Source organism: Streptomyces buecherae, assembly GCF_014295035.1.
GTDB classification, from domain to species: domain Bacteria; phylum Actinomycetota; class Actinomycetes; order Streptomycetales; family Streptomycetaceae; genus Streptomyces; species Streptomyces youssoufiensis.
On sequence record NZ_CP060404.1, the window covers coordinates 6,646,617 to 6,667,297 of the forward strand.

At 72.4% G+C, this 20,681-nt stretch carries 16 protein-coding genes; 14 read left to right on the forward strand and 2 right to left on the reverse strand.

Translation table 11 applies throughout. From position 1 onward, the window contains the following. Positions 1–147 precede the first annotated feature (147 nt). Both H7H31_RS26415 and H7H31_RS26420 read right to left on the reverse strand, forming a co-directional pair. Positions 148–687 (reverse strand): hypothetical protein, encoded by a 540-nt coding sequence (locus H7H31_RS26415; protein WP_187062890.1) that lies wholly within the window; start codon positions 685–687, stop codon positions 148–150. Positions 688–742: 55 nt separating this feature from the next. Next, on the reverse strand, positions 743–1,321 hold the full coding sequence (locus tag H7H31_RS26420; RefSeq protein ID WP_187062893.1) for a winged helix-turn-helix domain-containing protein: 579 nt from the start codon (positions 1,319–1,321) through the stop codon (positions 743–745). 975 nt (positions 1,322–2,296) lie between these two features. On the opposite strand from H7H31_RS26420, the gene H7H31_RS26425 reads away from it, so the two are divergent. The 14 genes from H7H31_RS26425 (at position 2,297) to H7H31_RS26490 (ending at position 20,589) form a co-directional block, all read left to right on the forward strand. After that, positions 2,297–3,010, forward strand: coding sequence for a hypothetical protein (locus tag H7H31_RS26425; RefSeq protein ID WP_187062957.1), 714 nt, complete (start codon positions 2,297–2,299; stop codon positions 3,008–3,010). 264 nt (positions 3,011–3,274) lie between these two features. After that, a complete protein-coding gene (locus tag H7H31_RS26430) occupies positions 3,275–3,886 on the forward strand; it encodes a sigma-70 family RNA polymerase sigma factor (protein WP_187062958.1) in 612 nt (203 codons plus the stop codon). A gap of 288 nt (positions 3,887–4,174) precedes the next feature. Then, positions 4,175–4,927 (forward strand): aspartyl/asparaginyl beta-hydroxylase domain-containing protein, encoded by a 753-nt coding sequence (locus H7H31_RS26435; RefSeq protein ID WP_187062959.1) that lies wholly within the window; start codon positions 4,175–4,177, stop codon positions 4,925–4,927. Positions 4,928–5,954: 1,027 nt separating this feature from the next. Then, entirely contained in the window at positions 5,955–7,370 is a 1,416-nt protein-coding gene (locus H7H31_RS26440) for an MFS transporter (RefSeq protein WP_187062960.1), read from the forward strand. Between the two features lie 219 nt (positions 7,371–7,589). Beyond that, positions 7,590–8,642 (forward strand): beta-ketoacyl-ACP synthase III, encoded by a 1,053-nt coding sequence (locus H7H31_RS26445; protein WP_232110370.1) that lies wholly within the window; start codon positions 7,590–7,592, stop codon positions 8,640–8,642. Next, positions 8,639–8,881: an acyl carrier protein gene (locus H7H31_RS26450; protein ID WP_187062962.1), complete on the forward strand. Its 243-nt coding sequence runs from the start codon at positions 8,639–8,641 to the stop codon at positions 8,879–8,881. The genes H7H31_RS26445 and H7H31_RS26450 overlap by 4 nt, the downstream gene beginning before the upstream one ends. Positions 8,882–8,945: 64 nt before the next feature. Further along, positions 8,946–9,833, forward strand: a complete 888-nt coding sequence (scoE, locus tag H7H31_RS26455) for a (3R)-3-[(carboxymethyl)amino]fatty acid oxygenase/decarboxylase (protein ID WP_187062963.1) — start codon at positions 8,946–8,948, stop codon at positions 9,831–9,833. Further along, positions 9,833–10,390, forward strand: coding sequence for a (2E)-enoyl-ACP glycyltransferase (gene scoD / locus H7H31_RS26460; protein WP_187062964.1), 558 nt, complete (start codon positions 9,833–9,835; stop codon positions 10,388–10,390). The genes scoE and scoD overlap by 1 nt, the downstream gene beginning before the upstream one ends. 96 nt (positions 10,391–10,486) lie before the next feature. After that, positions 10,487–12,124, forward strand: a complete 1,638-nt coding sequence (locus tag H7H31_RS26465; RefSeq protein ID WP_187062965.1) for a long-chain-fatty-acid--CoA ligase — start codon at positions 10,487–10,489, stop codon at positions 12,122–12,124. 45 nt (positions 12,125–12,169) lie between these two features. Next, positions 12,170–12,427, forward strand: a complete 258-nt coding sequence (locus tag H7H31_RS26470; protein ID WP_176161270.1) for a phosphopantetheine-binding protein — start codon at positions 12,170–12,172, stop codon at positions 12,425–12,427. Next, positions 12,414–17,138 carry a non-ribosomal peptide synthetase gene (locus H7H31_RS26475; protein ID WP_187062966.1) on the forward strand — a complete coding sequence of 1,575 codons (4,725 nt, stop codon included), beginning with the start codon at positions 12,414–12,416 and terminating at the stop codon, positions 17,136–17,138. Before H7H31_RS26470 ends, H7H31_RS26475 begins: the two co-directional genes overlap by 14 nt. 73 nt (positions 17,139–17,211) lie before the next feature. Beyond that, positions 17,212–18,264, forward strand: a complete 1,053-nt coding sequence (locus H7H31_RS26480; protein WP_187062967.1) for an ABC transporter substrate-binding protein — start codon at positions 17,212–17,214, stop codon at positions 18,262–18,264. A gap of 269 nt (positions 18,265–18,533) precedes the next feature. Beyond that, positions 18,534–19,499, forward strand: coding sequence for a FecCD family ABC transporter permease (locus tag H7H31_RS26485; protein ID WP_176165977.1), 966 nt, complete (start codon positions 18,534–18,536; stop codon positions 19,497–19,499). A 175-nt stretch (positions 19,500–19,674) separates the two neighbouring features. Further along, on the forward strand, positions 19,675–20,589 hold the full coding sequence (locus tag H7H31_RS26490) for an ABC transporter ATP-binding protein (protein ID WP_187118105.1): 915 nt from the start codon (positions 19,675–19,677) through the stop codon (positions 20,587–20,589). Positions 20,590–20,681 lie beyond the last annotated feature (92 nt).

The window sequence follows — 20,681 nt, forward strand, 5'->3', positions numbered from 1 at the left end:
CCGTACCAAGGCCCGGCCCACACCACGCGCCGCCGCCGGACACGGAATGCCGTGTCCGGCGGCGGCGTACGCGTGCCCGGTGAACCGCGGCGCACGCGAGCGGGCGAGCGGCCGAGCGGGTGGGCGGCGCGGTGGCGCCGTGCGCCGTCAGGCCGCCGCGGCGACCGGCTCGACCCGCCGTGCGACGGCCTGCAACATCTCCAGCCGGACCAGCCCCGCGCCGCCCGCGCGGATCGCCAGCCAGTACGCCCCGAAGATCAGCCGGGACCGCTCGTCCGTGCAGCGCACCCGGGTCTCGATCGTCATGAGGCTGCCGTCGCCGTCGGCGACCACCCGGGCCCCGGTGACGGTCTTGGCCCAGCCGGGCTCGGTGAAGTCGCGGAACGCCGCCGGGTCACCGTCCGGGATCGGGGCCACCTCGGGCCGCACGTACCAGAACTTGGCGATCTTCCCGCGCACCTCGGCCAGCTCGTCACGCGCCAACAGCGGCACCGGCGCCGTCTCCGACACCCGCCCGCTGAGCCGCAGTGTGCCCAGCGAGCGGATGCCGGTCAGCATCTGCGTGATGTGGAGTTCCTCGACGGTCAGTTCCTGGAAGGCGCGCCAGGCCGTCGCGGGATCGGCCGCGATCCGACGGCTGTAGACGGACCGGAAGTCGTGCTCGGGCATGAAGCGGTCGAGTTCCATACGGGCACGCTATACCGCGACCCGCGCCCGTGGAGGGCCGCCCGCGGTACGTGAGTTAGCCGATGGGCGCGTACTTGTAGCCGACCCGGCGCACGGTGACGATGGCCGCCCGGTGTTCCGCGCCCAGCTTGCGACGCAGCCGGGCGATGTGGACGTCGACGGTCCGGCCGTCCCCGACGTGCCCGTAACCCCACACCGTGGTCACCAACTGGTCCCGGGTGTGCACCCGGTGCGGGTGCGCGACCAGGTGGGTCAGCAGCTCGAACTCCAGGTAGGTCAGGTCCAGCGGACGGCCGGCGACCTGGACGGCGCGCTGCTCGGGGTCGATCTGGATCAGCGCGTCGCCGTGCGTGGCGGCGGCCGGCGCCGGCGCCACCGGGGCGGCCCCGGGCCGCCGGTCGGCCGGGACCAAGACCAGGTAGCCGACCATCGGCGGCTGCCCGGGCAGCGTCGGCAGGCTGTGCGCGGGAGCGGGCAGCCAGGTGGCGTCCGCGTGCAGCAGGTCCGCGACGGGCGGCAGTTCGTCGGGGGCCACCGCCCGCAGCCGCTGCCGGGGCGGCTGCGGGCGCGCCGCGCGCAGCGGCGTGGCGGCGGACGCGGCGGAGACGGGGGAGCCGGCGGCGCTGGGGGACAGGCGCGCGGCCGAGGGTGCCGAGGAGACGGACGAGACGGGAGGCACGGAAGCCACCGAGGAGACCGGAGAAGCGGAGGTGGCGGGCGAGGGGGACAGCGAGCGTGCGTGGGTCATGAGAGGTCAGCTCTTTCGCGCAGAGGGCGTCATGGACGTCGTGCGCGCGGGCAGGGCTGGCGGCCGGAGAGCCGACGTCCCCGGGGGGCGTCAGGCGTCAGCGCAGTGAGCGGGCCCGCGCGTCAGAGCGCGCGACAACACTCGCGGTCGAAGTGATGCCCCTGGCGAGAAGGCCAAAACGGCTCAAGGTCGCTGCGACCTGTCGCGGTGCTGTGGAGGCTGGCCATGCCCCTATTGAAGCAGACAATCCGACGGGGGTCCCGGCTCGGTCGCAGGTCACATCCCCGCCCCGGCCCCGCCCGGCGCTTTCGTGTGCCGCACCGGACGGCGCGCGCGGAGCGCGGCCCGGCCACCGCCCGGCCCGCTCGCGCCGCCCGGCCCGCACGGAGTCGGCCCCGCCCGCCCCGCGCGCGGCGCCGGCCTCCGCTCGCCCGGCCCGGCCCGCCGCCTGTGCCGGCGCACCGCCCCGGCCGAGCGGCCGGCTTCCGGTGGGCCCGGCCGTGCGCCGGGAGTCGACGCCCGCGGGCGCCCGGCCGTCGGCGACGACGCGCGGATGCGGAGGGGACGGACCGGGTGCCGGCGGGGGCGTCGGCGCGGGGGAGCGGTTCCGAGGGGCGGAAGAACGGTTCGGTGATGGCGGTCGGGCCGTGACCACCGCAGTGTTTCGGACATGCCGACGCTGCGCCGGATCATGGAAGGCGGCAGTCCACATTTCCGTCGACGGATCGTCAAAACCCCGTCTCACCAGGCTGGACAGACGGTTAGTCACAATATGCGTTCGTGTCATGAACGTGTCGATCGTGGGCAAAGTTTCCCCTTGGTCTGCACCACTTGTCAGTGCTGGCTGGCAACATGTCGACTATGACCATTGGGTTGGCGTCCCGCGCCATACGAGCCGCGACCTTCGCGGCCGTGTGCGTCGCCGTCGCCGCCGCTGGTCACTCACTCGCTTCCGGCACGGGCGTGTCACCGCTCGCGCTGGGCAGCGCGTTCGCCGGGACGGCGTCGGCCGCCTGGTGGCTCGCCGGGCGCGAGCGGGGCGCGTTCGCGGTGACGGGGGCGACCGTCATGTCCCAACTCGCGCTCCACGTGCTGTTCTCCCTGATGGACCGGTCGGCGTCGATGACGGCGCACGGCCACGCGGGCCACATACCCGGGGCGGCGTACGAGGCGCGTGCCGGGCTCTCCCCACCCACGGGGCGACCGGGCGCCGCGGACGCCGCCGAACCCCTCGCCCGACCCGCCGCCGGCCCGCAGGGCGCGGGCCCGGACGGACTGGAGGGCCTGACACCCTTCTGCCACGGCTGGGGCATGCTGCTCGCGCACGTACTGGCGGCCCTGGCCTGCGGGCTGTGGCTGTGGCGCGGCGAGCGCGCCGCCTACCGGCTCGGCCGCGCGCTGGCCGCCGCCGTCTTCGTTCCCCTGCGCATCGCCTACCGCGGTCTGGTCGCCAGCCCGCGCCGATGTCCACGGCCACGCCTGACCCGCACCTCGCGCGTCCGGCGTCCGCGCCGACTCTTCCTGCGCCACGTCCTGGCCGGCCGCGCGCCGCCGCACCGCCTCGCCCTGCGCTGAACGCACCGTCACCCGCGCCCCGTCGGGCGCCCATGCCGTGGTGGCGGGCGCAGTTCCGATGCCGGTGGTCGTTCCCGCGAAGACGGCCCCGCAAGGCGTCGGCTCCAGGCCCCGCGGTCCCTCGCTGTGCCCCGCGCCGAAGACGTCGGTGCCCTTGCCGGCGCCGCGGCCACCGGCGTGGCCGAGTGAGGCGTGCGGAGCTGTCATCGCCGGGCCGTGGTCACCCATGGCGCGGCACACAGCCCCCAAAAGGACTCCGTTGCGATGATTCCTGCCCTAGTCCGGGCCTGCCCCGGACCGTCCCGCCCCGCGGACGACGAGGAGGTGACCGACTGGGCGCTGGCGGCACGGGATGGCAACCCCGCCGCCGTCGAGCGCTTCGTACGCGCCACCTACCGGGATGTCTGGCGGTTCGTCACCCATCTGAGCGCCGATGTGCACAGCGCGGACGACCTCACCCAGGAGACGTTCCTGCGCGCACTCAACTCCCTGCCGCGCTTTGCTGGACGCTCCTACGCGCGTACCTGGTTGCTCTCGATCGCCCGCCGCGTGGTCATCGACCGCTACCGGTCCGCCGCCGCCCGGCCCCGCGTCGCCGACGCCCCCAACTGGCAGTCGGCCGCCGAGGGGGCGCAGCCGTCGGGGCTGCCCGGCTTCGAGGAGGGCGTCGCCCTGCTCGACCTGCTGAACACCCTTGAGCCGCACCGGCGCGAGGCGTTCATCCTCACCCAGCTCCTCGGACTGCCCTACGCGGAGGCCGCCGCCGTCGTCGGCTGCCCGGTCGGCACGGTGCGGTCCCGGGTGGCCAGGGCGCGCGAGGACCTCATCACGCTGCTGCGCACGGCGGAGGTGTCCGGGGTCGCGTTCGCGGCCTGACCGGCGCACCGCCGTCGATATCGAGCCCGCGCGCCGGTCGTCGGGTGGCGCGCGGGGGAGGCACGCCTGTGCTCGACAAGATCCGGCCACCCCACGTGGCCGGATCGAGCGAGCTTCTGTATCCGGCCATCGGGGTATGCCCCGGTTGTCCGGACCGCGGCGGGACGAGGCCGCGCGGTCCCCGTCGCCGCCGCTGTTCCCCGCCCTGTTCCACGAGTGCCATTCCCCCCTCTTACGCTTTCTCCCCTAACTTTGCCTCACCTTTTCTCTCACCATCAGGAGAATTCAGTGACACCGGAGATTGAGAACGCCTTCGCCGCGATCCGGAGTGAGTACGGCTCCGACTCCATCGAGCGCGTGGAGGAGATGCTCGACAGCAAGAAGCAGGAGCGCCACCCGTTGCAACAGGGCGCCAAGTGGATCATGCCGGGAATTTCCCAGCAGCCCTGGCACGATCCGTACGGACATGCCGAGCACACGCCCTTCATAGCCGCCCTCGAGGAGCAGCACGGAGCGATCAAGTCGGAACTGGAGACGGCCTGGGCCGCGCGACGCGAGGCTTTTTCCAACTACGAGCACTACCTGACGCCGCAGGATGACTGGCAGGCGCTCTACCTCTACCGCAAGGGGGGCCTGGTCGCGGAGTCGCAGCCGACGGCGCCGACGGCGTACAAGGTGCTCAAGGAGTTCGCCGTCGACACCGAGAAGATCTGCCCGCTCCTCGAATGCCATTTCTCCACGCTGCTGCCCGGCGCCGCCATCAAGCCGCACTCCGACCTGTGGAACTTCAGCATCAACCTGCACCTGGCGGTGGACATCCCCGAGGGCTGCGGGATCAAGGTCGCGGGGGAGACCCGCTCCTGGGAGGAGGGGAAGTGCCTGCTCTTCGACTACTCCTTTGAGCACGAGGCGTGGAACTCCGGGACCCGCCCGCGCACCTGCCTGCTGGTCGACCTGTGGCACCCCGACACCACCGTGCCCGAGCGCGCGGCGCTGGTGGCGCTCATCACGGAGATCCGGAAGTTGATGGGCGAGGACTGACCGAACCCGCGCTCACCAGGTACGACTGCCGCCGTTCGTCGTTCGCGACGGACGGCGGCAGTCGTGTGTCCGGAAGCGGATTCCGGTGAACGCCAGGTGGACACTGGGCGAGGAGATCGCGACGCACCGTAGCCGTATATGCTCCCCCGACTTGGCGGGCGCTATCGCGGGTGCGGGAGGAATGCGTCGGGCCCGGCGGCGAACGGGCGGCTTTGAGACGCCTCATACCGCGGGTTCCCGGTCGCCTCCCGTTGGTCCAGTGGGCTTTCGGGTGAACGGCGGTCGGCATCGTCCTATGCGGGCGCAAATCGCTCGTCAACCGCCCAACGTCTAGACAGCTTGGTCTATGCCAAGGCAGCATGTGATGAAGAACTTCGGGTCTGTCGGGAACTCGATGTCTTTCTCGTCCGACTACCGAAAAAGGCCCTTCCTGGCACCCCGGAACGGCTCCCTCCGAATGACGGTGGGAATGCTTCCCTGGTGCCCGCATTTCGGCTGCCTAGCCGCTTGAATCGGTCATCCCTGCCCCTGTACGCTCACCTGGCGGTGGCCGAAAAGAGTCTGTTCGGAGCGGTCCACGGGACCCCTGAACCGGGCAAAAAGCGCGAAGTTCAACGGTGTTTCGCTCACTCTTTCGCGGGGTAACGCCCTGGCCCGCCGGATGTTCCTGTGGAGGGAGAGAGGGGAACGCGCCACTCCGAGTGGCTGAATCCCACTTGTCATGAAGACGCTCAGTGACGCCTTAACCAGAACTGCAACCGGAATCTGAGCCAGGCCGAAAAGAAGGCCAATTGCTTGCCGTGCCGATGGGGGTGAGCAAGCATCCAGGGCGAGTCGCCCAATGACGTGTGGCCAGGTGTTCACGGGCTGGGGAGGCCCGTCGCCGGGGCCGGTCATTCAGTGTCTGGTGCAGCATTTCGGCACCCAGCAATGATTCGCCGTACGCATCGCAGTGATGATCCACCGCACGAGGCATGGGGAACCGCTGTCGTGATTTCAGCAGGTTCCTAAGGGGGAATGTCCGAGGATGTCCGCAATAACGTCGTCACCCGCACCACCTCGTCAGCGGCTTGGGCTGTCCCTGTTCGTACTGGCCGCCGCGCAGCTCGTCATCGCACTCGACTTCAACATCGTCTACGTCGCCCTGCCGAGCATCCAGGAGGGCCTCGGCTTCTCCGAGCAGGACCTGCAGTGGGTGGTCAGCGCCTACGTCGTGGCCACCGGCGGGTTCCTGCTCCTCGGCGGCCGGGCCACCGATCTGCTGGGCCGCCGCCGGATGTTCGTGCTGGCCGCGGGGTTGTACGCCGGCTCGTCGCTGATCGGCGGGCTGACCGACACGGCCTGGCTGTTGGTCGCCGTGCGCGCCGTGCAGGGCATCGGCGGTTCGCTGCTGTTCCCCGCCACGCTCTCGCTGATCACCACGATCTACGAGGAGGGCCCGCGCCGTAACAAGGCGCTGGCCGTGTGGGGCGCGGCCGGTGCCGGCGGGCTGTGCTTCGGCTCGCTGCTCGGCGGCGTCCTGGTCGAGGCGTTCGGCTGGCCGTCGGTGTTCATGGTCAACGTCCCGCTGGCCGGGGCCATCGCGGTGGCCGGGTGGCTGCTCTTCCCCGCCGACCCGCCGCGTTCGCGAGAGCGCGACTTCGACGCCCTGGGCGCCGTCACCGCGACCGCGGGCATCACGCTCCTGGTGTTCCTGCTGGTCCGCGGGCCCGAGGTCGGCTGGACCAGCAAGGCCACCGTGCTGTGCGCGCTGTGCTCGGCGCTGCTGCTCGCGGCGTTCGCGGTCATCGAGTCGCGCACCCGCGATCCGCTCACCCCGGTGCGGCTGCTCACGCACCGCTCCCTGGTGGCCGGAATGGCGCTGGCCGCCGTGTTCAACGCGACCTTCGCCTCCGTCCCCTACTTCCTCACCCGCTACTTCCAGCTCGTGCACCACTACAGCGCGCTGGAGACCGGGTTGGCGTTCCTGCTGCCGGCCGTCATGGTCGCGGCCGGAACCCAGGTCGGCGAGCGGGCGGTCGCCGCCTTCGGCGTGCGGGTCACGCTGCTCGGCGGGTTGCTGCTCGGCGCGGCCGGCGCGGTCGCGCTCGCCGTGGCCTTCACCGACAGCGGCTCCTACGGGCGCCTGGTGCCCGGACTGGTGTTGCTGAGCCTGGGTCAGGGCGCGGCCTGGACCGCGCTGTGGATCGTGGCCGCCTCCGGCGTCGCCCCGAGCGACCAGGGCATCGCGTCGGGTCTGGCCTCCACGACGCTCCAGGTGGGCGGCGCCGTCGGGCTCGCGCTGCTGGTCGCCGTGGCCAACCCGCGCAGCGACGGGCTGACCGGTGACGCGCTGCGCGACGGGCTGGTCGACGGCGTACGCCTGGTCAGCTACCTGATCGCGGCCGGCATCTGCTGCGGGGCGCTCGTGCTCCTCGCGCTCAGGAGGACCCCGAGCCGGTAACGGTTCCGCCAACCGGTCGGCCCCCCGCCACCGCCCGTCGCCGGTCGGGCCCCCACCCCCACACCAGTACCCGACCGAACCCGCTGCCCCTGCTTGCCGACTTGCTCGCCGACTGAGGAGACCGCCGTGCCCAGCGATGCCGCCCCACCGCCCGAACCCGACGAACGAGCCCTCGCACACGCCCCGCGTGCGGCTGGCGCGCGGCCGGCGCGTGCCGCCGTGTTGTGCGGGCTCGCGGGTTGGCTGCCGCCGCGCATCGTCACCAACGACGAGTTGTCCACCTACCTCGACACCAGCGACGAGTGGATCGCCACCCGCACCGGGATTCGCCAGCGCCACTTCGCCGACCCCGGCCAGGCCACCTCGGACCTCGCCGTCGAGGCGGGCCGGCGCGCGCTGGAGTCGGCCGGCATCGGGCGGGTGGACGCCGTGGTCGTGGCCACCACCACGCCCGACCGGAGTTGCCCGGCCACCGCGCCGCTGGTGGCCCACCGGCTCGGCCTGGCCGGCGTCGCGGCCTTCGACGTCAGCGCCGTGTGCACCGGCTTCGTCTACGGTCTGGCCACCGCCGCCGGCCTGATCACCGCGGGCGTCGCCGAGCGCGTGCTGTTGATCGGCGCGGACACGTACACCTCCATCATCGACCCGCTGGACCGCGCGAACGCGATCATCTTCGGCGACGGCGCCGGGGCGGTCGTGCTGCGCGCCGGCGACGCCGACGAGCCCGGCGCCATCGGCCACTTCGACCTCGGCAGCGACGGCGCCGAGGAAGAGATGATCATGGTGGCGGCGGGCGGCTCCCGGCAGCGCTCGCGCCGCGACGAACAACCCAGCCACGCCGACCGGCACTTCTCGATGCAGGGCAGGGCGGTGTTCCGGCACGCGATCACGCGCATGTCGACCTCCGTCCGCGCCTCGCTCACCGCCGCCGACTGGAAGGTCGACGACGTCGACCACCTCGTGCCGCACCAGGCCAACCAGCGCATCCTGCGCGCGGTCGCCGACGATCTCGGCCTCCCGCGTGAGCGCTGTGTCTCCAACGTCGAGTCGGTCGGAAACACCGGTGCCGCCTCCATCCCGCTGGCGCTCGCGGACGCGGCGGCCGGCAACGTTATCGAGCCCGGGGACCGCGTGCTCCTCACCGCCTTCGGCGGTGGCCTGACCTGGGGCTCCTGCGTGCTGCGCTGGCCCGACCTGACGCCCCGTACGCCGACCGCATCCGCGGCAGCCGCACCCGTAACCGCCCAAGAGGGAGGACCTCTCGCACCATGAGCGCCACCTATGACCGACTCATCGCCCTGCTGACCAAGCTGCACGAGGCCCCGCCGGAGGACACCACCCCGGACGCGACCTACGCGGAGCTCGACGTCGACTCGCTGACGCTCGTGGAGATCGTCATGCACGTCGAACGCGAGCTGGGCGTGACCATCGAGGACAGCGAGCTGCACCCCGACCTCAGCCTCGGCGCCACGGCCAAGCTCATTGACGAGCGGCTTGCCGGACAGCCGTAGACGCCCTCCCCGAGCCAATTTCGACAGATCCGGTTCCATCCTTATTTCCCGAAAGGCAGTCACCATGGAGATCGTCCCGCAGGAAGGCAAGAAGCTCGGCGCGGCCGTGCACGGGTTCGACTACGCCAGCGCTTCTGAGGAGGACATCCAGAAGCTCAAGGAAACCGTCTACACGAAGAAAATCGCGGTGCTCAAGAACCAGGATCTGGACCCCGCGCAATTCCTGGAGCTGGGCAAGCGGCTCGGCCGCCCCGAGACGTACTACGAGCCGATGTACCAGCACCCCGACGTGCCCGAGGTGTTCGTCTCGTCCAACGTTCCGAAGGACGGCAAGCAGATCGGCGTGCCGAAGACCGGGAAGTTCTGGCACGCGGACTACATGTTCATGCCGGACCCGTTCGGCATCACGCTGATCTACCCCCAGGTCATTCCGCAGAAGAACCGCGGAACGTACTTCATCGACATGGGCAAGGCGTACGAGGCGCTTCCGGAGGAGCTCAAGAAGGCGGCCGAGGGCACGCGCTGCCGGCACTCCGTCCGCAAGTACTTCAAGATCCGCCCGCACGACGTCTACCGCCCGATCTCCGAGATCATCGAAGAGGTCGAGACCAAGACCCCGCCGGTGGTGCACCCCACGACCTTCACCCACCCGATCACTGGTGAAACGGTCCTCTACATCAGCGAGGGCTTCACCGTGGACATCGAGGACGCGGAGGGCAAGCCGCTGGAGACCGACCTGCTGCACGACCTGTTCCAGGCCACCGGGCAGCTGGACGACACCTTCTCCAACGACAACATCCACCTGCAGAGCTTCGAGAAGGGCGACCTGCTGGTCTGGGACAACCGCAGCCTGATCCACCGCGCCCTGCACACCTCAGCGCCCGAGCCCACCTCCTCGTTCCGGGTCACCGTGCACGACGAGCACAAGCTCTACGACGGACTCACGGTCTGATGGCGACCCACACCGCCGAACGTGCCGTCGGGGACAAGCCGTCGGCACCCGAGTGGTACGCCACCGACCGCGAGCTGCTCCCGCCGGTGCTGCGCCCCTACAAGGAGAACTGCAAGTACCTGCTCTCCGCGGAGGTCAGCGCCAAGGCGGGACTCGGCACGGCGCGTTGTGAGTTCGCCATTCCGGAGTCGTGCTACATCGACGACACCGGGCATCTCAACGCGGTCGAGGTGAACATCTGTTACAACCAGATGATGTATTACCTGGTCGCCAAGTCCGTGCAAGAGGGACTGATGCCGGGATTCGCCTCGTGGGCGATGGAGGATTACTGGCGGCACCAGCTTCCGGATATCCTCATCGCCCGCTTCGGCAGCAATTTCCGGCGACCGATCAATCCCCGTTCGTTCTCCGGTGAGATGACGTTCCTCTCGCTCACCCGGCGTACTCCGGGCGGCGGCGATCCCATGCTGCTCGCCGAAACGTCGTACCGGTACTGGGACGCCGACGGCGGACGCTGCGACGGCGAGGCCACCCTCGCTTTCGTGGGTGTCGCTTAGCCGTCACCTTCACACAGCGACAACACCTGCCGTGGTGCGGGCCGCCGAGAAAAGGGCGGCGGCCCGCACCACGGACCGAATGCGGAGGCGCAGGACATGGCCGATTCCACGATGACGCGTACAGCCGACGGCAGGCTCTACCACCCGAACCTGCACACCCTCGACGAGACGGCGCGCTTCCACGCCGAGCGGCAGCCGGACGTGCCGGCGGTGCTGTGCGAGGGCCGCGTCCTGACGTACGGGGACCTGCACCGGGAGAGCAACCGCATCGCGCGCGCCATCGAGGCCGCGGGGCTGGCGCCCGGCGCGCGCGTCGCCTACCTCGGCAAGGAATCCGAGCACTACTACGAGATCCTCTTCGGCTGCGCCAAGAGCCAGACCGTGCTCGTGCCCATCAACTGGCGCCTGACCGCGCCCGAGGTCAGCCACATCCTGCGGGACTCCGGCAGCGAACTGCTCCTGCTGGAGGAGGAGTTCGCACCCGTCATCGACCGGGTGCCGGACGCCGTGCCGACCACGGTGGTCCGGCTGAGCACCGGCGCGCGCCCCGCCACCGCCGGCGAGGACGCGCCCAGCGCCGCGGCCGTCGACTTCGCCGCCTGGAAGGGCGCCCAGCCCGACACCGAGGTGAACCGCCCCGCGACCCCCGACACCCCCGTCGCCCAGATCTACACCAGCGGCACCACCGGCCTGCCCAAGGGCGTCGTCCTCGCCCACCGCAGCTTCTTCGCCATCCGCGACGCGCTCGCCTCCCAGGGCCTGGACTGGATCGACTGGCGCGCCGGCGACATCGCCCTGATCGGCATCCCCGGCTTCCACGTCGGCGGCCTGTGGTGGGCCACGCAGAACTTCAGCGCCGGCGTGACCGTCGTCGCCATGCGCGCCTTCGCGCCGCACCAGGCCAACGCCCTGATCAAGGACCTGGGCATCACCACCGCCTGCGTGGTGCCCGCGATGCTGCGCATGATGCTGGCCGAACCCGGCGTGAGCCCGGCGGACTTCAGCACCCTGCGCAAGATCGTCTACGGCGGCTCGCCCATCTCCGAGGCGCTGCTCGAACAGAGCCTGGCCCTCTTCGGCTGCGAGTTCGCCCAGATCTACGGCCTCACCGAGACCGGCAACACCGCGGTGTGCCTGCCCCCGGCCGACCACGTGCCGGGACACCCCCGGATGAAGGCCGCGGGCCACCCGTACCCGGGCGTGCGCGCCAAGGTCATCGACGGGGACGGCAAGGAGCTGCCCGTCGGGACGGTCGGCGAGGTGTGCCTGGCCACCCCGGCCCGCATGGTCGAGTACTGGGGCCTGCCCGACAAGACCCGCGAGACGCTGGTCGGCGAGTGGATCCACACCGGCGACGCCGGCTACCTCGACGCCGACGGCTACGTGTTCATCAGCGACCGCATCAAGGACGCCGTCATCGTCGCGGGCGAGAACGTCTACCCCGCCGAGATCGAGGGCGCCCTGGAGGCGCACCCGGGCGTGCGCGAGGCGTGCGTGGTGGGCGCGCCCGACGAGCGCTGGGGCGAGACCATCCACGCCTTCGTCGTCGCCGTCCCCGGCGAGCAGCCGACCCCCCGGGACCTGCACCGCTTCCTGGTGGACCGGCTCGCCAGCTTCAAGCTCCCCGCCAAGTACGAGTTCATCGACCAGGTGCCGCGCAACCCCAGCGGCAAGATCCTCCGCCGCGAACTGCGCGACCGCTTCTGGAAGGACGCGGACCGCAAGGTCAACTGACCGCCGTCGCCGCAGCCCCTGCCCCGCTACCCAAGAGAGAACGACATGTCTGAGCCCTTGACGCTGGCGACCTTCCGCGCCGACCTCGCGGAGGTGCTGCACCAGCAGCCGGATGAAGTAGACCTCGACGAGAACCCCCTGTACGCGGGCCTGGACTCGCTGCGCATCGTCACCCTGGCCGAGCGCTGGCGCTCGGCCGGTGCCGAGGTGAGCTTCGTGGAGCTGGCCGAGCGCACCTCGTTCGCCCAGTGGTGGGACCTGATCGCCGAACGCCAGGCGGGAGTCGAACATGCCGAAGCCTGACGGCACCCAGAGCGGCACCGCGACCCCCGCCGGCCTCGGCGCGGACGGCGCGGGGGAGCGGCACCCGCTGCTCGCCGCGCAGGAGGGCATCTGGACCGGTCAGCAACTCGACCTGGACAGCCCCGCGTTCAACACGGCCGAGTACGTGTGCGTCGCCGGCCCCGTCGACACCGAGGTCTTCGTCGCCGCGCTGCGCCAGGTGGTCGCCGAGACCGAGGCGCTCGGCGTCCGCTTCACGGTGGAGGACGGCAAGCTCTGGCAGGTCACCGCGGACGCCACCGACTGGCAGCCGCACGTGGCCGACCTGACCCCGGAGGCCGCGCCGCGCGCCGCCGCGCTGGCCTGGATGGCCCGCGACATGGCGCGCCCCGTCGACCTGGAGCGCGAACCGGTCTTCGGACACGCCCTGTTCCGCGTCGGGCCGGAAGAGTACTGGTGGTACCACCGCGTCCACCACATCGCGCTCGACGGCTTCGGGCTCTCGCTCGTCGCCCGCCGCGTCGCCGACGTGTACACCGCGCTGGTCGCGGGCCGGCCCACCGGCGACAGCGGCTTCGGCACGCTGCAGTCCGTGCGCGACGAGGAGCACGCGTACCAGAACTCCGCGCGGCGCGACAAGGACGGCGCGTACTGGGCGGCGCGGTACGCCGACCGGCCCCCCGTGCCCAGCCTCACCGACGACTCCGCGCTGCCCGCCCGCACCTTCCGGCGGCAGATCACCGACCTGGCGCCGGCCGAGGTGACCACGCTGCGCCAGCGGGCCGACGAACTCTCCGTCACCTGGTCGGACGTGCTGCTCGCGATCACCGCCCGCTACATCCAGCAGGTCAGCGGCGCCCCCGAGGCCGTGCTGAGCGTGCCCGTCATGGGCCGGCTCGGCTCGGTGTCGCTGCGCGTGCCGTGCATGGTGCGCAACGTGCTGCCGCTGCGGGTCGCCTCCGGCCCGGACGACAGCCTCGCCGACCTCGCCCCGCGGGTGGCCGCCGAACTGCGCGCCGGCCTGCCCCACCAGCGCTACCGCTACGAGCACCTGCGGCGCGACCTCAAGCTGGTCGGCGGCAAGCGACGCCTCTCGGGCCCCGGCGTCAACATCATGCCGTTCGAGTACGACCTGCGCTTCGCCGGCCACGCCAGCACCGTGCACAACGTGTCCGCCGGCCCCGTCGACGACCTGTCCGTCAACGTCTACGACCGGGCCGAGGGCGCGGGCCTGCGCTTCGCCTTCGACGCCAACCCGGACCTGTACGACGCGAGCGACCTGGCCACCCACCAGCGCGGGCTGCTCGCGCTGCTGCGCGCCGCGCTCGCCGAGCCCCACCGCCCGCTGTCGCAGCTCGCCGAGAGCCCCGCGCCGGCCACCACCGCGACCGGCCCGGCAGGCGGCACCACGGCGGCCGACTGGCCCGTCGTGGACGGTGGCCCGCTGCGCGCGGCGGCCCGCCCCGTGCTCGACCAGATCGCCGAGCGGGTCGCCACCCGGGGCGACGCCACCGCCGTCGAACACGGCGACCAGCGCGTGAGCTACGCCGAACTGGACGCCGCGGCGCGCCGGCTCGCCGAGCGGCTCACCGCGCAGGGGCTCGGCCGTGGCGCGCTCGTGGCCGTCGCCCTGCCGCGCGGCATCGATGCCGTCACCGCCATCCTCGGCACGCTCTACGCGGGCGCCGCTTACTGCCCGATCGACCTCGGCGCGCCCGCGACCCGCACCACCGCCCTGCTGGCCGCCGCCGACGCCGCGGCCGTGCTCACCACCGCCAACCAGGTGGCCAAGCTGCCCGGCGGCGGCGCGGGCGCCGGCGGTTCGGCGGGGCTCGCCGTGGCACTGCCGGACGGTAGGGGCACCGTCCCCGTACTCCTCCTGGACGCCGCGGCCGACCCGGAGCCGGCGACCGCCGCCCAGCGCGCCGACCGCGCAGCCGCCGAGCGGGCCGCCTCCGACGAGTTGGCGTACGTCATCTACACCTCGGGCTCCACCGGCGAGCCCAAGGGCGTGGAGATCGGGCACGGCGCGCTGGCCCACTTCGTCGCCGGCGCCACCCAGCGCTACGAGCTGGGCGCGGACGACCGGGTCATGCAGTTCGCGCCGCTGCACTTCGACGCCAGTGTCGAGGAGATCTTCCTGACCCTGTGCGCCGGGGCCACGCTGGTCGTGCGTACCGACGACATGACCGAGTCCGTCGCCACCCTCACCGGGGCCTGCGAGCGGTTGCGCGTCAGCGTCCTCGACCTGCCCACGGCGTACTGGCACGAGGTCGCGTACGCGCTCGCCACCGGCTCCGCCACGCTGCCCGCCTCGGTACGTACCGTCATCATCGGCGGCGAGGCCGCCGTGCCCGAGCGGGTGGACGGCTGGCGGCGCGCGGTCGGGTCGTCGGTGCGCCTGTTCAACACCTACGGGCCGACCGAGGCGACCGTCGTCGCCACCGTCGCCGACCTGCACGACCCCGGGCTGGCCGCGGGCGACGTGCCCATCGGCCGCCCGCTGCCCGGCACCCGGGCGGTCCTCGTCCCGGTGGACGGGGGGACGGACCAGGGGGCCGGCGCCGGCTCGGGCGAGGGCGGCACGGTCGGCGAACTGCACCTGCTCGGCGACGCGTTGGCGCGCGGCTACCGCGGCGCCCGCACCGCGGACGCCGAGCGGTTCGCCCCGCTGGCCGACCTGCCGGGCGCGCCCCGCGCCTACCGCACCGGCGACCTGGTACGGCTCGCCGACGACGGGCTGCTGCGGTTCGTCGGCCGGGTCGACGGCGAGTTCAAGATCAGCGGACACCGGGTGCACCCCACCGAGGTGGAGGCGGCGCTGCTGCGCCAGCCCGGTCTGCGCGAGGCCGCGGTGATCGGGCAGATCCTGCCCGACGGCACCCGCCGGCTCGTCGCCCACCTGGTCGCCGACGGCACCGCGCCGCAGGCCACCGAGGTACGCGAGGCGCTGCGGGCCGTGCTGCCCGCCGCGATGATCCCCTCCGCGCTCACCTTCCACGAGCGGCTCCCGCTGACCGGCTCCGGCAAGATCGACCGCAAGGCGCTGGCCGCCCTCGACGCCCCGGCCCCCGCCGCCCAGGACGCCGACGCCGCCCCGGCCGACGCCCCGGGCGCCGCTTCGGCCAACCCGTTGGAAGCGGCCATCACCGGGGTCTGGGCCCAGGTCCTGGGCGCCGACCACATCGCCCCGGGTGACGACTTCTTCGACCTCGGCGCCCAGTCGCTGCAGGCCATCCAGGTCGCCAACCGGCTCGGCGTGGAGCTGGCCCGCGAGGTCAAGGTGGCCTGGCTGTTCCAGTACCCGACGGCCGCCGACCTCGCGGCCCATCTCGCCCAGCAGGCGGGCCCGGCCGGCTCCGCCACGCCGGCCGACGCGCGGCCGGCCGCCGCCCAGGCGACCGGCACGCCGGCCGCCGACGCGACGGAGGTGGCCGAGAACGGACTGCCGGCCGCCGTCGCCGCCGTGGCGCGCGACGCGGAGCTGGAGGCCGACATCGCGCCCGGCACCGGGACCCGGGTCGATCCGACGGCACCGCCGCGTCAGGTCCTGCTCACCGGCGCCACCGGCTTCGTCGGCGCCCACCTGCTGGCCGAGTTGCTGACCAGCACGGACGCCGAGGTCGTCTGCCTGGTACGGGCGGCCGACCGGGAGCAGGCCACCGCCCGGCTGCGGCAGGCGCTGGACGAGCAGCAACTCGCCGTCGGCGAGGCCGCCCGGCGCATCGTCGCCGAGCCGGCCGACCTGGGCCGCCCGCACCTGGGCCTGGCCCCGGAACGGCTGGCCGAACTCGCCGCGAGCTGCGACGCGATCTTCCACAACGCCGCGACCGTCAGCATCATGCGCGAGTACTCCAGCCTGCGCGGCGCCAACACGGAGTCCACCCGGGAGCTTCTGCGCCTGGCGGCCGACCGGAGCATCCCGTTCCACCTGGTCTCCACGCTCTCCACGGCCCCGCCGTACAGCCGCAGCCCCGAGGTGCCCGAGGCGTTCCTGCCGCCGCACCCCGGTCTCATCTACGGCTACCAGCAGAGCAAGTGGGCCTCCGAACGACTCCTGGAGCAGGCGGCGGAGCGTGGCCTTCCGGTCACCCTGCACCGGCTCGGCCGGGTCGTCGGCGCCCCCGACACCGGCTTCGTCAACGACCGCGACTTCGTCTGGAGCGTGCTGCGCGCCGGCATCCCGGCCGGCATCGTGCCCGACCTCTTCGAGGCCGAGGTGTGGACGCCGGTGGACTACGTCGCCCGCGCCGTCGTCCGGCTCGCCCTGCGCCACGAGGGCGGCACCGACGTCGTGTTCAACCACGCGCCGGCGCCGCAACTGAGGCTGGACGACCTGTACGACTGGATCGCCGCGTACGGCTACCGGGTGCGCCGGATGCCGCTGTCCCAGTGGCGCGCGGAACTGCCACGCGCCGCGGACGTGGCCACCACCACGCTCGCCTTCTTCGACACCTTCGACGGCCCGGGCGACGCGGACCACGGCTCCGACGCGAACGGCGCGCGGAGCGGCGACGGCGCCACCCCCGTACCCGAGGCGGCGGCCGAGCCGGAGCTGAGGCTCGGCCACATCCGCGCGGACAACGTGCTGCGCGGCCTGGCCGACACCGGCATCACCTGCCCGACCATCGACCGGTCGCTGGTCTTCCGATACCTGGACCATTGCGTGAAAACCGGCAGCCTGCCCCGCCCCACGGGAGGTGACCGGCCGGAACCCGTCACGGCGGGTTGAGGCATCTCGGGAACTGGGTCGGACTCCGCCACGACTACTGAGGCGGAGTCCGACCCACCCCCGAGGAGCCCGCATGCATAGGAAACGGCCCGCCATGGCGGTGCTGGCCGGAGCGCTCTGCCTGGTCACGGCGGCCTGCGGCGGAAGTTCGACGTCCGCCACGACCGAGAACGCCGCCAAGGGCGAACGCTCCGGCGCCGGCTACCCCGTCACGCTGAAGAACTGCGGGCGCAGCACCACGTACACCAAGGCGCCCAGCCGTGTCGTCGTCATGAACGGCGCCTCCGTCGCCGAGGTCTCCACGCTGCTCGCGCTCGGCCTCGGCGACCGGATCGTGGCCAACCAGCAGTCGTACGGTGCCTCCGAGGTGAAGGGTCGCGCCGAGGCCATCGAGAAGCTGCCCGACGGCGGCGTCAAGCCCAACGACGCCTTCGACATCCCGCGCGAGGCGATGCTGGGCCTGCGACCCGACCTGGTGCTCTCCACCACCGCGTACGGCTTCTCCTCGGGCAACGGCTTCGCCACCCGGGACGACCTGGCCTCCGTCGCGGCCAACAGCTACGTCTCGCCGCAGGGTTGCGACGAGGACACCTCGAAGATGACCATCGAGGACAGCTACCAACTGCTGCGCGACCTGGGCAGGATCTTCCAGGTCGAGGCGCGCGCGGAGAAGCTGATCGCCGACTCGAAGCGGAAGATCGCCGCCGTCTCCGACAAGATCAGGGCCAAGGGCGGCAAGCAGCCCCGCGTCATGGTGGTCTTCTCCAACATGTCGATGGGCGCCAACGACTTCAGCTCCGTGGCGGCCAACGGGATCTGGAACGACATCCTGAACAAGGCCGGCGGCACCAACGCCTTCGCCTCGGTCACCAAGAACACCTTCGCCGACCTCAGCAAGGAGAAGGTCGCGGCCGAGCCCGTGGACGCGCTGGTGGTCATCGGCTACCAGGACAAGAACCCGGCGGCCTTCGCCCGCAAGCTGCTGCGGGACTTCCCGCAGTGGCCCGCCGCCAAGAACAACCGGTACGTCACCCTCTCCGACTCGGCCTACCTCGGGCCCAGCAACGACCTGGCCGTGACGAAGATCGGCGAGATGCTGCACCCTGAGGCGCTGGGGGAGCGGTGAGCGCGCAGGCAGCGGAGGAGCCCTACCCGCCCCGGACACCGCACGCGAGCGCCGCCGGCGCCCCGCCGGGCCGGGTCGCCCGCTCGCTGGCCGGCGCCCTGCCGCGCGCCTTCGCCGCCCGTGGCGCGACCGACAGCGCGGTCGACGCCGGGACCAGGCCCACCCCGACGGCCAAGCCCCGCACACCGCGCCAGGCCAAGGGCCCGCGCATCCTCAACGTGCCCACCGGGCCGCTGCTCGTCGGCCTGCTCGCGGTGCTCGTCGCCACGATGATGGTGGCCATCAGCATCGGCTCGGTCACCATCCCGGTCGTCGACGTGTGGCAGATCGTCTGGCACCACCTCACCGGCGCGGGCGCCGCCGCGGACCCCGCCCTGGACCAGATCGTCTGGAACTTCCGCACCCCGCGCGTGGTGCTCGCCGCCCTGGTCGGCGCCGGTCTCGCGGTCGCCGGCGTGGTCCTGCAAGCGGTGGTGGCCAACCCGCTCGCCGACCCGTACGTCCTCGGCGTCTCCTCCGGCGCCTCGCTGGGCGCCGTCATGGTCATCACCATGGCCGGCGGCGCGCTGGGCGGGCTCGGCGTCTCGGCCGCGGCCTTCGCCGGCGCCATGGTCGCCGTCGCGCTGGTCTTCGTGCTCGGCCTGACCCGGGGCCGGCTCGCCCCCACCCGCCTCGTGCTCTCCGGCGTGGCCGTCGGCTACCTCTTCCTCGCCGGCACCAGCTACCTCCAACTCCAGGCCACGCCAACCGAGTTGCGCTCGGTGATGTTCTGGATGCTGGGCAGCGTCGCGGGCGCCAAGTGGAACCAGCTCGGCCTGGTCAGCACCGTCGTCCTGACCAGCACGGTCTTCCTGGCCCTGTTCGGCCGCCAGCTCAACGCGCTGCTGGCCGGCGACGAGTCGGCCACCGCGCTCGGCGTGGACGTGCACCGGCTGCGGGGCGCGCTGCTCGTGCTGTCCTCGTTGCTCACCGGCACCGTGATCGCCGTCGCCGGCGGCATCGGTTTCGTTGGCCTGATGATTCCCCATCTGGTACGGCTGGCCGTGGGCGCGGATCACCGCAGGCTGCTGCCGTTGGCCGCGGTCGTCGGGGCCATCTATCTCGTCGTTGTCGATCTGTTGTCACGCACCGTTAACCGGCCAAATGAGTTGCCGCTCGGCATCCTCACGGCACTTTTCGGGGCACCCTTCTTCTTGTGGCTGCTGCGTCGCAACAAGACGCTTGATGCCTCGTGAGTAGCGTGATGCGGTCCCGGGCCGCCCGCCCGCCCCTGGCGTACGCGCCCGTGACCCCGGCTCGGCCGACCGCCGCGCGGCGGCGCGAGGCACGGGCCCCGGAGACCGGGAGCCACCAGCTTGGACACCGCATGAACAGCGTGAACCGCGTGAACCCCCTGAGGAGCGTGACGACATGAAGCTCACCGTGGACGGGCTCCACGTCACCCTCGACCACCAACCCATCCTGCGCGACGTCAGCCTCGACGCCGCCCAGGGCGACATCGTGGGCCTCATCGGCCCCAACGGCAGCGGCAAGTCCACGCTGCTGCGCGCCGTCTACCGCTCGCTGCGCCCGGCCCAGGGCGTGGTGCGGGTGGCCGGCGACGACGTGTGGAAACTGCCCGCCCGCACCGCCGCCCGGCGCACCGCCGCCGTCCTCCAGGACAGCAACAGCAACGCGGTGGGCCTGTGCGTCCAGGAGATCGTCGCGCTCGGCCGCACCCCCCACCACGGGCTGCTCGGCCGGGACGGCGCCGAGGACCATCGCGCCGTGGCGGAGGCCATGGACGCCTGCGGCGCCCGCCCGCTGGCCGAACGGGACTTCGCGTCCCTCTCCGGCGGCGAACGTCAACGGGTGCTGCTGGCAAGGGCGTTGGCGCAGAAGCCGAAGCTCCTGGTGCTCGACGAGCTGACCAACCACCTCGACATCCGCGCCCGCTTCGAACTGCTCGACCTGATCCGCGGCACCGGCACCACGACCCTGGCCGTGCTGCACGACCTCGACCTCGCCGCCCGGCTCTGCGACCACCTCGTGGTGCTCGACGAGGGCGTGGTGGCGGCGGCCGGCAAGGTGCTCGACGTGCTGACCCCCGACGTCCTGCGCGAGGTCTTCGGCGTGCGGGCCGTCGCGGAACGGCACGCCGACGGCGTCATCCGCATCACCTACGGCGCCGACCCGCTGGCCCTCCACGACACGACGACGGACCCGGCCGCGTCGGCCGCGTCGGCTGAACCGTCCGACCACACGCCCCCGGCGCCGGTCCCACCGGCGCACCCCACCCCCCTGACCCCCACCGCACACGAGGCCCAGGCCCCGGTACCGGGCTGACCGCCCCGCCCCGCGAAGCGCGACCACCCGCCCGACCCGCACGCCCCGTACGAGCGCCCGACCTGCCCGGAGGCCCGGCCGCCCGACCCCCG